This window comes from Streptomyces sp. NPDC048441 (genome assembly GCF_043200235.1).
Lineage (GTDB): Bacteria > Actinomycetota > Actinomycetes > Streptomycetales > Streptomycetaceae > Streptomyces.
This window is the reverse complement of sequence record NZ_JBICXM010000001.1, coordinates 783951-796959: the sequence shown is the minus strand read 5'-3', so window position 1 is coordinate 796959 and position 13009 is coordinate 783951. Positions and strand designations below refer to the sequence as shown.

Annotated in this window: 13 protein-coding genes and 1 tRNA gene; 8 read left to right on the top strand and 6 right to left on the bottom strand. The window is 70.8% G+C overall.

All coding sequences use genetic code 11. From position 1 onward, the window contains the following. The first annotated feature begins 9 nt into the window (after window positions 1-9). Together ACGFSB_RS03530 and ACGFSB_RS03525 are read left to right on the top strand one after the other, a co-directional pair. Entirely contained in the window at window positions 10-579 is a 570-nt protein-coding gene (locus ACGFSB_RS03530) for a hypothetical protein (protein WP_393393359.1), read from the top strand. Next, window positions 579-956, top strand: coding sequence for a peptidase inhibitor family I36 protein (locus ACGFSB_RS03525; RefSeq protein WP_393393820.1), 378 nt, complete (start codon window positions 579-581; stop codon window positions 954-956). The genes ACGFSB_RS03530 and ACGFSB_RS03525 overlap by 1 nt, the downstream gene beginning before the upstream one ends. Before the next feature lie 117 nt (window positions 957-1073). On the opposite strand, the gene ACGFSB_RS03520 is transcribed toward ACGFSB_RS03525, so the two are convergent. Next, window positions 1074-1607 carry a hypothetical protein gene (locus ACGFSB_RS03520; RefSeq protein WP_393393356.1) on the bottom strand — a complete coding sequence of 178 codons (534 nt, stop codon included), beginning with the start codon at window positions 1605-1607 and terminating at the stop codon, window positions 1074-1076. Between the two features lie 525 nt (window positions 1608-2132). Between ACGFSB_RS03520 and ACGFSB_RS03515 the strand changes: the two genes are divergently transcribed. Next, window positions 2133-2612: a two-component system response regulator gene (locus ACGFSB_RS03515; RefSeq protein WP_393393354.1), complete on the top strand. Its 480-nt coding sequence runs from the start codon at window positions 2133-2135 to the stop codon at window positions 2610-2612. Between the two features lie 23 nt (window positions 2613-2635). Here the strand turns inward: ACGFSB_RS03515 and ACGFSB_RS03510 are convergent. Beyond that, window positions 2636-2707, bottom strand: a tRNA-Val gene (locus ACGFSB_RS03510). 241 nt (window positions 2708-2948) lie between these two features. Here ACGFSB_RS03510 and ACGFSB_RS03505 point away from each other — a divergent pair. The 4 genes from ACGFSB_RS03505 to ACGFSB_RS03490 all read left to right on the top strand — a co-directional run bounded on the left by ACGFSB_RS03505 (window position 2949) and on the right by ACGFSB_RS03490 (window position 6954). Beyond that, window positions 2949-4463: a hypothetical protein gene (locus ACGFSB_RS03505; protein ID WP_393393351.1), complete on the top strand. Its 1515-nt coding sequence runs from the start codon at window positions 2949-2951 to the stop codon at window positions 4461-4463. Between the two features lie 180 nt (window positions 4464-4643). Then, window positions 4644-5204 (top strand): DUF4383 domain-containing protein, encoded by a 561-nt coding sequence (locus tag ACGFSB_RS03500; RefSeq protein WP_393393348.1) that lies wholly within the window; start codon window positions 4644-4646, stop codon window positions 5202-5204. 23 nt (window positions 5205-5227) lie between these two features. Continuing rightward, a complete protein-coding gene (locus ACGFSB_RS03495) occupies window positions 5228-5911 on the top strand; it encodes a bifunctional 4-hydroxy-2-oxoglutarate aldolase/2-dehydro-3-deoxy-phosphogluconate aldolase (protein WP_393393345.1) in 684 nt (227 codons plus the stop codon). Between the two features lie 104 nt (window positions 5912-6015). Beyond that, window positions 6016-6954 (top strand): sugar kinase, encoded by a 939-nt coding sequence (locus tag ACGFSB_RS03490; protein ID WP_393393817.1) that lies wholly within the window; start codon window positions 6016-6018, stop codon window positions 6952-6954. Window positions 6955-7053: 99 nt separating this feature from the next. On the opposite strand, the gene ACGFSB_RS03485 is transcribed toward ACGFSB_RS03490, so the two are convergent. From ACGFSB_RS03485 to ACGFSB_RS03470, 4 genes are all read right to left on the bottom strand, one after another. Continuing rightward, entirely contained in the window at window positions 7054-7284 is a 231-nt protein-coding gene (locus ACGFSB_RS03485) for a zinc ribbon domain-containing protein (protein ID WP_393393342.1), read from the bottom strand. Window positions 7285-7293: 9 nt separating this feature from the next. Continuing rightward, window positions 7294-8121, bottom strand: coding sequence for an HAD family hydrolase (locus ACGFSB_RS03480; RefSeq protein WP_393393340.1), 828 nt, complete (start codon window positions 8119-8121; stop codon window positions 7294-7296). Then, window positions 8118-10637 carry a phosphoribosyltransferase gene (locus tag ACGFSB_RS03475; protein ID WP_393393337.1) on the bottom strand — a complete coding sequence of 840 codons (2520 nt, stop codon included), beginning with the start codon at window positions 10635-10637 and terminating at the stop codon, window positions 8118-8120. Before ACGFSB_RS03475 ends, ACGFSB_RS03480 begins: the two co-directional genes overlap by 4 nt. A 75-nt stretch (window positions 10638-10712) precedes the next feature. Then, a complete protein-coding gene (locus ACGFSB_RS03470; RefSeq protein ID WP_393393334.1) occupies window positions 10713-11888 on the bottom strand; it encodes an HpcH/HpaI aldolase/citrate lyase family protein in 1176 nt (391 codons plus the stop codon). 181 nt (window positions 11889-12069) lie between these two features. On the opposite strand from ACGFSB_RS03470, the gene ACGFSB_RS03465 reads away from it, so the two are divergent. Then, window positions 12070-12978, top strand: coding sequence for a TerD family protein (locus tag ACGFSB_RS03465; RefSeq protein WP_393393331.1), 909 nt, complete (start codon window positions 12070-12072; stop codon window positions 12976-12978). Window positions 12979-13009 lie beyond the last annotated feature (31 nt).

The window sequence follows — 13009 nt, the reverse complement described above, 5'->3', positions numbered from 1 at the left end:
CGCACACCGATGACTCAGCACCCGCGCCTGCTGCCGCGCACCCCGCTCCTCACCCTCACCCTCACCCTCCTTCTCCTCTCACTCCTCCTCCTGAGCGCGTGCGCACCATCACCGTCGCCCGCGCCCCCCGCACCCCCTCCGGACGACATCATCAAAGCCGCCCAACAGCAGCTGACGGACGGCTGTTTGAAGCGTCAGGGCCTGACGCCACCGCGTCCGGGAGGCGGCCAAGGGCAGGACCCGGCCCTGCAACAACGCACTGCGGCAGCCTTGTTCGGCACGGGCCGCACAGAGCTGACCATCAAACTTCCCACCGGCTACTCCGTAGGCGCCCACACCGACGGCTGCCTGGCCGCGGCGCAGCGCACGCTCTACGGCGACCAACGGCGCTGGTTCCAGGTCTCGACGATCGCCAACAACCTCAAGCCGGAGGCGGCCTACCGCCACCGCACCCTCGCCTCGGTCCGCGCCAAGCACCGTACGGAACTGGCCGACCTGCGAAGCCTGCGCACACACGCGCTGCATCAGGCCACAGCCCAACTCGCCGCCCATCAACAGAAAGAGAAGCCCGCACAGTGATCAGCAAGCACAAGACCACGGCCCTGCTCGCCGCCACGCTCCTGGCGGTCGGCGCCGCCGTGACCACGTCCGCCGCAGCCGAGGCGGCCTCGTGCCCGAGCGGCCAGTTCTGCGCATGGACGGACGCGAACTTCGGCGGCCAGCGCACCAACTGGTCGGGCGACGACGGCGACTGGGAGGACCCCATCCAGGACCAGGACTCCTCCTGGGCCAACCACGGCATCTCCGGCCCCGGCATCAAGGACCACGTCCAGGTCTACGAGAACCCGGGCTGGGTCGGCTTCGGCACGGTCTGTCTCAGCCCCGGCCAGGAGATCGCAAGCAATGGCTGGGCCAACGACAGCGGTGACTCCCACACATGGAAGATGGAGTGTTGACGGGGCGTCAGTGCTGACGACACGGCACTGACACCACTTCCCCCTCAAGGAAATCAGCCCCCTGCGGCGCCGCGCCATCTTGGCCGGCGCCGTAGGTGCGCGCGCCCAGGGTGTGCGTCAGTCGTCCGGAGTGCTCTCCTGCAAGAAGCGCTCCACTTCACTGGCGACACCGGAACGCGATGTCGACGCACGGGATTCGGTGCGTGTGGAGCCCTCGTGGACACCGAGGCCGCCGACCCACACGTAGCCGAACGACGGCTCACTGTCGATCGCCGCGCTGATCTGGATGTCCATCTGCTTGAGCTTCGCGGCGGTCGCCGCGACATAGAGCGTGGCCGTCACCCGGCGCTGCGGATAGAGGTTGAAGTCACGGATGCCGTCGGCGCCGTACTCGTCGACGAACGCGCCGTGGCCGTCCCGCCCCACGCGGACGTCGTAGTGAGCAGAGTGCGAGCGCAGGTCGATCGAGAAGAACTCGGAGCCCCGATTCTCGAACGTGACCTGAAAGCTGACGTACGTCAGCCCCCGGGCGCCGCCATCACGGCCCCGTGAAGGAATGGCCTTCCTGAGGCGATGCACACGCACGCGCAGCCCGGCCCACTCCTCGGACTGGTACTCCTGCCAGTCCCCGACAACATTCGGCACGTCCATGGTCCACCCCTTCGGCTTGCGAACGCCTGGAACCAACGCCTGATCACAGCACAATCCACGAGCGGGGACCAGGTGGCATGGACCGCGCCGTCACTTCTCCACGGCTGGGATCCAGCCGGGCTTCGCCCACCTGCGTCTGCCCGACGGCGCCACGGGCAACGCCCCCGGCGTAGAGAAAATGCGCAGGGCGCACTCCGCTTTACCTGCCCCTAGGGAGGACCCTGAAGGGAGGCAGCGCCGACCACGAACGAGCTCCCCTCCACGGCCGGTTCACCTCGAACGTGGGCGTCGGCACCGCGGGAATGTGCCGATGCCCACGGTCTGCCTCGGCCACGGGGGCAGGCGACGCGGGAGTGTGCCAACCTCCATGGGAGTTCAGGCCGGTGGCATCGGCGCGCCTTCTCTGCTGCCGCTGATACTGCTGGTGCTGCCGCAATAAATCCAGGTGTTGCTCATGAGGTCACGAGCGGATACTTCAACTCGGCATCGGCATAGCGTGGTTACCGAGAAAGGGGGCTCAAGTCCGTGCCGACCAACTCCGCGATACTCGTCGTCGACGACCACAAGGACACCCTGTTCGCACTGGAGAGCGCGTTGGCCCCGCTCGGCCGCCGGCTGGTGAGCGTAACCAACGGCGACGACGCCCTCAGGGTGATCCTGCGGGGAAACATCGGGCTCATCCTGCTCGATGTGCACATGCCGGATGTGAGCGGCCTCGACGTGGTGCGCTACGTACGCCGCCTGGACCAGACACGTTCCATCCCCATCGTCCTGCTCACCGGTTTCGACGTCAGCCGCGAACTGGCCGCCACTGCCTTCCTGCTCGGCGTGGCCGACATCGCCCTCAAACCCATCGATCCGCTGACCCTGCGCACCAAGGTCCGCTATCTCTTCGACACCCACCAGCAACTGAAATCCATGCAACAGGAAATCGACGATCTCCGGGCTCAGCTGAAGGACGGAATCATCGAAACGCGAGACAGCGTCGAAGACCCCCAGCCGTGATCGACTGGGGGTCTTCGTCCGGGTGGGCGCGGACGGTTTCGAACCGCCGACATCTGCCTTGTAAGGGCAGCGCTCTACCACTGAGCTACGCGCCCGGGATATGGCGACAGCCTACCTTGCCGGTGGCCCCGCCCCGCAAACCCGTAGGGGGTAGGAGGCGGCTGACCCCGGCAGCGGTCCGGGAGCGGGCCGGATCCCGGGCGGCCTGGTGTCCGCCCGTAGCGAAGGCGGCAAAGTCGCGGTGCGCGGCGCGAACTAACCGGCCCGTGTGTTCGTCATTAACCGGTGGGAGAATGTGACACCGGGCAAGGCGGATGACAGCACGGGAGAGGGATAGTGACGGCGACACCTTCGCAGCCGTACACACCGGATATGCCGGACACGCCAGTCGTAGCGGATGTCGTGGATGCCGTGCCGGATGAGGATGTACGCCCCTGCGGGAGCGTGCGGCCGCATCCCCGCAAGGCCGCCGTCCATCAGGCCTCGCGCCAGACCCCTCGCCAGACCTCACGCCACGCCCCTCGCCACAGTGCCCTGCGCGATGCCATAGGGCTCGCCCTCCTGCCGCTCCCCCTCCTCGCCCTCGCCCTCCCCGCGGCCTTCGCCGGCGGCGGCACCCGGCGGTGGTTCGGTGGGCGCGGGGAGAGTGTGCGGGCCGACGCCCAGGCAGCCAAGGACGCGGCGGCCGCTGCCTTCTACGAGCTGGACACCGCCCAGCGGGATCTGCGGATCTCCATCGAGACCATCGTCGCCGTCGACTCCACGCCCGCCGCACAGCGTGCGGTCTCCGACTTCGAGGCCATCGGGCGGCGGATCGACGAAGTCAGCCTTCAGTACATCAGCGCGGTGGACGCGCACGACCTCGACCGTGATGATCTCGAGGCAGCCGTCGCCGCCCGCGCACGCACCGAGCTCACCCAGGCCAAGGGCGAGCTGGACAGGACCAAGCAGGATCTGGACCGGTTCCAGCAGGGGCTCGGGCCGCTGCTCGACAAGGCGGAGACACAGCTCGCCCGGCTCGCCCCGGCCATCGAGCGCGCCCGGCAGACCCTCCTCGCCGCCTCCAACGCCCTCGATTCCGTACGGGGAGCCGGGCTCAAGGCCGATGATCTGGCCACCCGCCTCGCCGCGCTCGGGCCCGAGCTGACCAAGCTCAACCAAGGGGCCGGGCAGCACGGTGTGCCGGAGACGTTGCAGCGCGCCGACCGCGTCCTGCGCGACGCCGAAGCCGTGCGGGCCGAGGCCGAGCGGCTGCCCGAGCGGGCCACCGAAATAGACCGCCGCCTTGTCTCGCTGCGTACGCGCGCGCAGGCCCTGACCACCCGCAGCGGTCAGGTCGAGCCCGTCCTCAGCGAGTTGCGGCGGCGGTTCACGGCCGCCTGCTGGCAGGACCTCCAGCACGTCCCCGACCAGGCCGCTGAGAACGTACGGCAGGCGGAGACCAAGCTCAAGGAAGCCAAGCAGGCGCGCGAAGAGCAGCGCTGGCCCGACGCCACCTCCCTGCTGTCGACGGTCCGCGCCCTGCTGAACTCGACGGACGAGGCCGTATCGGCCGCCGGTGACCGGCTCCATCGGCTGAACGCGGTGGCGAAGGATCCCCAGCAGGAGATCGAGCGCACCCGCTTCGCGATCCGTGACGCCCAGCGGCTGGCCATGGCGGGCCGCCATACGCCGGAGCAGCGGCACGCCCGCCCGCTGGACGAGTCCGTCGCCCGCCTGGACCGTGCGGTGTCCTCCCTGGAGGGCCGCCACCCGGACTACTGGCACTTCCTGACCGAGACCGAGGCCGTGCGGCAGACGGTGGCGGGCGTGGTGACGCAGATCCGGGAGGAGCGGGGGCAGGGGGCGTAAGAGGGACGAGATTCCCTAGGGATTTCCCAGGGATTCCCTAGGGATTTCCCAGGGGCGTAAGGGATCCGGCGGTGTCTTTCGGCGGTCGCGGCTCGCGGGCATTGGCGGTCCGCGGCTCATGGGCGGATCCTTGAGTTACGTACGCAGCGATGCCCTCCGCACGCACCAAGGGAGGCGGACATGGCCACGCATGTACTTCACCCAGGGGCGAGCCGGCCCAGGCGGCGCGTCACACTCGACGAACATCTGCCCGTCGACCACCGCCTCAGCACGGTCTACCGCGTCGGCGCGGGGCTGATGGGGCTCGTCCTGCTCGCGTTCGGCGTCTTCGGCCTGATCGACAAGGTCGGCTTCTTCGACACCCGCGGCGACACCGTCGGCGGTCTGAACACCAACGGCGCGCTCAGCGTCCTGTCGATCTGCGTCGGCCTTCTCCTCTTCGTCGGCATGGTGATCGGCGGCAACTTCGCCTCGACGCTCAACATGGTCCTCGGCTGCGCCTTCGTCCTCAGCGGCTTCGTCAACCTCGCCCTCCTGGACACCGGCCTCAACTTCCTCGCCTTCCGCATCCAGAACGTGCTGTTCAGCTTCGTGGTGGGAGTCCTGCTGATGATCTTCGGGATGTACGGGAGGGTCGGCTCTGCCCTGCCGCACGACAACCCGTACTGGAAGGCACGCCACCCCGAGCAGGTGCGGCACGCCGAGCACCGGCACACGCCTCACCCTGACCAGGCACGCTGAACGCCCTGTGCGAGCCTGGAGGCATGTCCGACCCGAGCACACCCCTCGCCACAGCCTTCAGCGCGGCCCTGCGGGCCCACCGCCTCGTCGCCATCGTGCGCGGCACCGACGCCGAGGCGTCCTTCCGGACGGTCATGGCGCTCGTCGAGTCCGGCATCCCACTCGTCGAGGTCTCCCTCAGCGGCACCGACACAGTGGGCGTCCTGCGCCGGGCGCGCGCCGAACTGGGTGAGGCGGCGTGGCTCGGCGCGGGCACGGTACTCACCGCGGACGACGCGCGGCGGGCCGTGGACGCCGGGGCCAATCTCATCGTGACGCCGGGGCTCGGAGCGGGAGTGGACGAGGCCCTGCGGCGTGAACTGCCTGTCGCCGCCGGGGTGTTGACCCCCACCGACGTGATCGCGGCAAGCGACGCGGGCGCGACCGCGCTGAAGATCTTCCCCGCTTCCGCGATGGGCGGCCCCGCCTATCTCAAGGCGCTGCGGGCCCCCTTCCCCGACCTGCCCTTCGTGCCGGTGGGCGGCGTGGACGCGGCCGCCGCCGAGGAGTACTTGGCGCTCGGCGCGGTCGCGGTGGGCGTCGGCTCCCCCCTCATCGGGGACGCGGCGGACGGCGGGGATCTCGCCGCGCTGCGTAAGCGGGCTGCGGAGTTCGTGGCGGTCGCGGGGGCCGCGGGGGCCGCGGGGGCCGCGGGGGTCGGTCGATGAGCGCCACCACCCGTAGGGCCGCCTCCGATCTCTCCGGTGTATCCGGTGTATCCGGTGTATCCGGTGTATCCGGTGTATCCGATGTCCTCACCTTGGGCGAGAGCATGGTCGCCCTGCGCGGCAGCGGCCCGCTCAAGCTGGGCGGTTCGATGGACGTGTCCGTCGCGGGTGCCGAGTCGAACGTGGCCATCGGCCTGGCCCGGCTCGGCCACCGGACGCGGTGGGCGGGCGCCGTCGGCGATGACGAGGCGGGCGAGCTGGTGCTCCGTACGCTGCGTGCCGAGGGCGTGGACGTCAGCGGCGCGACCCGCGATCCGGACGCGCCCACGGGCCTCATCCTCTTCGAACCGCGGCTGCCCGAGGTGACCCGCGTGCACTACTACCGTGCGGGCTCCGCCGGTTCACGCCTCACGGCTGCCTCGGTCGAGCGCGTCTTCGCCAGTGCCGAGGCACCCCGCGTACTGCACCTCACCGGCATCACCCCGGCCCTCGGCCCCTCCGCCCTGACCGCCTGCCGCCGCGCCATCGAACTGGCCCGGGAGCACGGCACCACGGTCTGCCTCGACGTCAACTTCCGTTCGCGGCTGTGGAGTTACGAGGACGCCGCCGCGGTCATGCGTTCCTGGATTCCGTACGTCGATGTCCTCATCGCCTCGGACGACGAACTGCCGCTGTGCGTTCCGGAGGCCGCGGCCGCCGGTGATGCCTCGGCCCTGGCCAAGGCGCTCCTCGGTCTGGGTGTCCGCGAGGTCGTGGTCAAGCTCGGTGCCGACGGGGCCACCGGATACACCGCAGACGCACCCGGCGGTGCGCTGCACACTCCGGCGCGCCCGGTGCGGGCGGTGGACGCCGTGGGTGCGGGGGACGCGTTCGTCGCCGGGTATCTGTCGGCGCTGCTCGACGGGGACGACATGGCGGGGCGCCTCGACCGGGCCGTGACGACGGGCGCCTTCGCCGTGGCGTCGCACGGGGACTGGGAGGGGGCGCCCACGCGGGCGGAACTCGAGCTGCTCGGGGCGGGGCCTGGGACTGTGGTCCGGTAGCGCTGGGCGTGCGGGGGCGCGCCCTGCGTGCGGTGATGGATCCGCGCGGGCCGGTGGGGGCTGGGCGCGCAGTTCCCCGCGCCCCTTGCGGGGCCCCAGCTAGCCGCAGCAGCCTCCACCACAGCAGCCGCCTCCGCCACCACCGCCGCCGCTTTCGCGCGAGGCCGGCGCCGAAGCCGAGGCCGTGCCACCGACGGCCACAGTCGAAAGCAGCTTCACCGTGTCCTCGTGCCCGGCAGGGCACTTCGCGGGGGCGGCGGACTCGGCCATCGGACGGCTCAGCTCAAAGGTGTCGCCGCAGGAACGGCAGCGGTACTCGTATCGGGGCATGGGCCCAGGCTAGCGGCAGCGAGAAACGCTCGCCGCGAGGAACCCCCGCAGGATCTCCTCCCCCGCCGCCACCCCACGCTCCGGCAGCACGGTGAGCCCCGGCGCGGTCCATCCCGTATCGGCGAGCTCGCCGTGCCCCGGGCGCCACGAACGATCGGCGGCGAGCAGCAGATCGGCGTCGAGGAGCGAGTCCCCGGCGGCGAGGATCTCGTCGGCGCCGATCCGGCGAGCGACCTCGCGGACCGCCGCGCTCTTGGTGAGCGGCTTCGGCACGGCGTAGATCTTGCGGCCCTGCAATGAGACAGTCCAGCCACGGCCCTCCGCCCACGCGGCGAGCTCCTTGACCCACCCCTCCGGCAGCAGGGAACGCTCGACGACCAGATAGGCGAAGAGGTCCTCGGCCACCCGCTCCTTCAGGAGCCACGCCGGGTCGGCGGTGCGCACCATGTGCGCGCGGACCTCCGCCAGCGAGGCGCACTCGGCGGCAAGGCGGCGGTCGACGCCCGCCCGCCACTCGGGGTCGGCCACACCGTCGACGAGCAGCTGCCCGCCGTTGGCGCAGATCGCGAACTTCGGTGCGGGGCCCGGCAGATGGATGCGGCGGTACTGCTCGCGCGTACGCGTGGTCGTGGGTACGAAGACCGTGCTGCGGCCGAGCTCGTCGAGGAGCCCGGCGGCGGTCTCGGTGACGTACGACAGGGGCTTGCTCTCGTACACCTCGACGCAGAGCAGGCGCGGGGCCTGCGCGTCGGGCATGGTGAGGCCGAGGGCTGCGGCGGAGTAGATGAGGGTGCGGTCGAGGTCGCTGGCGACAAGCACCGTCTGGGGCGTGTTCACTTGGCTGCCACCGCCTTGCCGTCCGTGCCGGTGGCGCCGCGGGTGAACTTGGGGTGGATCAACCCGACGCAGGTGTAATGGAGTTCGTCCACTTCCTCGACCGGTACGCCGCGCTGTTCCGCAAGGAGTCGTACGTGGTCGAGGTCGGCCCCCGCGCCCGCCCTGGCGAGGATCTTCCAGGGAACTCGCCGCAGCAGTACGCGTGTTGTCTCGCCGACACCCGGCTTGACCAGGTTCACATCGTGGATGCCGTACTCCTCGCTGATCCGCTCGACGGCGGCCCAGCCCTCCCAGGTCGGGGCCCTGTCCGCCGAGAGCAGCTCCTTGACCTGGGCGTCGACGGTCTCGGTGACCTCGTCGAAGTGGGCCGCGACGGCGTCGAGGAAGTCGACGGAGACATCACCTTCGGCCAGCTCGCGGTAGAACTTGGCGCCGTGGAAGTCGTCGGGGCCGACCAGGTCCGCACGCAGGACGGTGCGTGAGATGAGGCCCGAGACCGTCGAGTTGAGGCAGGCGGAGGGGATGAGAAAGTCCTCGCGGGTGCCGTAGGTGCGCACGCAGGAGCCGGGGTCGGCGAGCACGGCGATCTCCGGATTGAATCCGACGGGACCACCGGACTCCTCGAACTCCTTCACCGCGTCGGCCAGTTCACGCGTGATCGCACCCTTGCCCGTCCAGCCGTCGACGAAGACGACATCGGCCGGGTCGTGGTGGGCGGCGAGCCAGCGCAGCGCGTTCGCGTCGATGCCGCGGCCTCGCACGATCGACACGGCGTAGTGCGGCAGGTCGAGGCCGTGCCGATGCTGGGCCCAGCGGCGCATCAGGACGCCGACGGGGGTGCCCGCTCGGGCCAGCGAGACGAGCACGGGGCGCGGCAGGGGGGTCCCCGCGCGCTTTCGGCTGTCGGGGAGCTCGGCGAGCACCGTCTCGGTGACCGTACCGACGGCCTGTGCGATCCGCGCGGCGGAGGTGCCGAGCGCCGCGTGGAACAGCTCCTGGTACTGCGGGCTCGGCTGGTACTCGACCGGCAGCGACTCGGCGTAGTGCGCGCCACCGCTCTGTATCGCTTCCTCGCGCTCCTCGGTGGGCGCCTCGAGCTGTACGTCCGAGAGGTCCTGGAGCAGCCAGCCGACGTCTTCGGCCGCGTACGAGGAGAAGTCGGGGCCGCGGAGGGGCTCGGGCAGCATGGAGGGCCTTTCGGGGACGTACTCAGGGACGTACGAGGGCACTACGGCAAGCAGGACCTGCGGGGCGTGCACAGCCAGCTGCGCCAACAGGCCATCGGGAGCGTGCAGTTCGGGACGGTCGCCCGCCGAGTCGACCACGATGACTATCGCGTCGAAGCCACCGCCCGCGACGTTGTACGCGTACCGCTCGCCCGGTCCGTCGGCGGGGTCGTCGTGCGCGGGGAAGACGAGGCGGCTGCGGATGGCGTAGCCGGGGTCGTCGACGGCGAGGACGGGCGAGCGGGTGGTGGTGGAGTACCGCACCTCCGCGACACCGGCGGGCAGCCGCTCCTCCAGGGCGACCCCGAGGGCGAGCGGCGCGTACATCAGCTCTTCGAAGCCGAGTACGAGGACGCGGGCGCCGCGGCGCGGTGCCGCGTCAGGACCAGCGGACCCCGCGAGACCCGGAGCCAGCGCTTCCGCGATCCGGGCCGCCATCCCCGGCAGCGCCGCATCGAGCGCGAGGCGCTGCTCGGGCGCGAAGCCATGGCGCCCGCCGTCCGGCACTCCGGCGGGCCAGCCGAGGTCGACCCGGGACACCGAGCCGCGCTCCCTGCGCGGCGGAGCGGGAAGCGCCACCGCCTCGTGCTCCGCGACCAGCGCCTGCCCCTTCTCAAGCACCCCGTCCGGCAGGCGGACCGTGCCGGACGCCATCGCGATCAGGTCGACCCGCGCGCCGATCTCGCGGGCGAATTCGGCGAGGCGACCCTGGTCCTGTGGGGAGCGCATGTCGACGAGCGCCACGATGACGTACCGCTCGCGCGGATACCGCTCGTGCAGTGCGCGGATGGTGTTGAGGACCGTGTTGCCGGTGGAGAACTCGTCGTCCACGAGCACCAACGGGCCATTCCCCGCGAGAAGTTGACGATCGGCGGGCAGCAGCAGATGCGAGGTCGCATGCGAGTGGGACTCCTCGAAACCGCCCGCCTGGCGCACCCCGTCGACCGGGCGGCGCGTCGAGTGGAGGTAGGGCGCGAGGCCGATGCCGTCCGCGACACAGTGGCCGAGGCCGGTCGCCGTCTCCGCGTACCCGAGGACGACCGCACGCCGGGCCTGAGCGTCGCCCAGGAGCGCGCGCACCCGGACACCGAGGTCGCGCCCGGCCGCGTACACGACCGAGGGCCGCTGCGGCACGTGCTTGCCGAGGACGTTCGACACCAGGAGGTGCGCCCGCTTCGGGTTGCGGCGCAGGGCGAGGCCGAGCAGGCCGCTCAGCCCCTCGTCGCCGACCAGCTCCACACCGAGCCGCTCGGCGACCCACGTCCCTGACCACACCACGTCGTCGTTCACAGTCCTCGCACAGTCCTTACGTTCCTTACGTTCCTTGCGGTGAGCCGAAGCCGACCAGCCCGGCGAAACGAGCCGTCAGCCGGAGAGCCCGGCGGTGAGCAGCTCCACGAAGCCGATGTCCTCCCGTGCGACGCCGAAGACCTCGGCACGCTGGAGGGTCCGCTCGGCCCACGCGCGGTGCGGCTTCACCTCGTTCATCTTGTTCGTGTACGCCGAGCGCATGACTCCGCCGCCGCCCCGCTCGGGGCGCAGGATGTCCTCGGCGTCACTGAACTCCTCGTGGCTGACGACCGAGAGCGCGTGCACGGGCAGGACGTGCGAGGGGTGGATGCAGGTCTTGCCGGTCAGGCCGTTCGCCCGGTCGAGCTCGATCTCGCGGAGCAGGCCGTCGATGTCGTGCTCGATGAGCGCCTGCCGCAGTTCGTCCGCCCGCCCCTCCAGGAAGGGGCTGCGGCGCAGCTGCGGCTTGAACATTCTCTCCTGGACGCGGAAGTACTCCCACACGGGGCCGGTCACGATGAAGCCCGTGCCGTCGGCCCGGCCCAGGTGATTCACCACGTCGGCGATGACCGAGGCCACGATGTGTACGTCGTACGCGGTCATGTGCGGCGGCCTGCGGAGCCCGTACGCCGAGCAGAAGTCGGTGACACCGAGGCGCAGCGCGAGCACGTTCTCGCGGTATTTGTCGACGGTGCGGGCGATCCCGGCGAGCGTCTCCGTGCGGCTTTCCAGGTGGAGGAGCTCGGGTGATTCGAGGACCGGCATCGCGAAGAGCCGCCGGCCGCTGGCCGCCCCCGCCGCCGTGAGCGACTCCAGGAAGGCGACGCCGCGCTCCTCGGTGAACTTGGGCAGTACGAATCCGGACAGCAGCCGGACGCTGGGGCCGAGGCGGTGCGCCAGGTCGGCTATCTGCTCCGGCGCGCGGACCCGGATGAAGAGCAGCGGCGGCTCGACGCCGTCCCGCTCGGTCCGCTCGGCCAGGTCGGCGAACTGCCTGACCAGGTTCTCCTCGGCGCCGACGACCTCCGTGTCATCGATCGAGTCCTCCAGGCAGAGGACCATCGAGATCACGCCACGCCCGGCCTGCTTCAGGATGTCGTCGGCCAGGCGGGGGCGTGTCGCGGGGCTGTAGAGCGTGGCTCCCAGGGCGGCTGCGAGCAGGCGCGGGGGGGAGTCCGCGGTGAAGGTGCACGGCTCCCGATGGAAGAGACGCTGTCGCACCTCTGGGGCTATATGCCCGAAATGACGCATTATTTCCCCTGTACTCGTCGGTGCGATCCGACGTGATGTGGCCGGTAATAGTACGTAGGGAGGGGTGTCAAGGGTTCCCCATGGGCATGAAATTCAGGTAACCCGGCCATGTCAGACACACGGACCACACACCGTCACCCCCGCGTTGTCCCGTCGACCACCGGGAAGGCAGGATGACCGCATGACGCACGCGATGTTGAAGGGGTCGAACGTCCCGCTCGAAGCCACGGCCGTCCGCGCAGTGCTGCGCTGGACCCCGGGACAGGGCGTCCCCGACGTCGACGCGTCGGCGCTTCTGCTCGGCGCCGACGGCCGCGTGCGGTCCGACGAGGACTTCGTCTTCTACAACCAGCCGCGCCATCCGTCGGGCAAGGTCTGGCGGCTCGGCAAGAAGCGCGTCGCCCAGGGCCTCGCCGAGGGCCTCACCGACACCGTCCAGACGGATCTGGCGGGCCTTGATCCCGCGGTGAGCCGAGTCCTGCTCGTCGCCTCCGCCGAGAACGTCGCCTTCGAGCACGTACGCGCGCTGCGCATCCTGCTGTACGACGCCGGGGTCGGCGATGGCGAACCGCTGGCGTATTTCGACATCACCCCGCAGACCGGCTCCGAGACGGCCCTGATCTGCGGCGAGCTCTACCGACGCGGTGACGTCTGGAAGTTCCGCGCCCTGGGTGAGGGATATCTGAACGGCCTGGAGGGTCTCGCCGGCGACTTCGGCATCTCCGTGGACGAGTCGGAAGCCGTGCCCGAACCGACGGCCGAGGCCTCGCTCCCCCAGCCGTATCCGCACACGCATCCGCAGCAGCCCGTGGCGCAGCCGTTCCCGGGTCCGGCCGCCCCGACCGCCGCCATCCCGGCTCCGGCCCGGCAGCCCTTCCCCGCACCGGCCCCCCAGCCCTCGTACGGCTACCCGCCCGAGCCTCCGCGCCACCAGCCCGCTCCGCAGCCTTCCTACGGCTATCCGCAGCACGCGCCCGCCCATCAGGCGCCGGCCGCGCAGCCCTCGTACGGCTATCCGCAGCCCGTGGCCCCGATGCCCGACCCGAACTTCCGGCTGCCGCCGCAGGGCCCGCAGTTCCTGGCGCGCTGAAGCGGCTGTGCGGACGGCCGGTGCGCGCCAT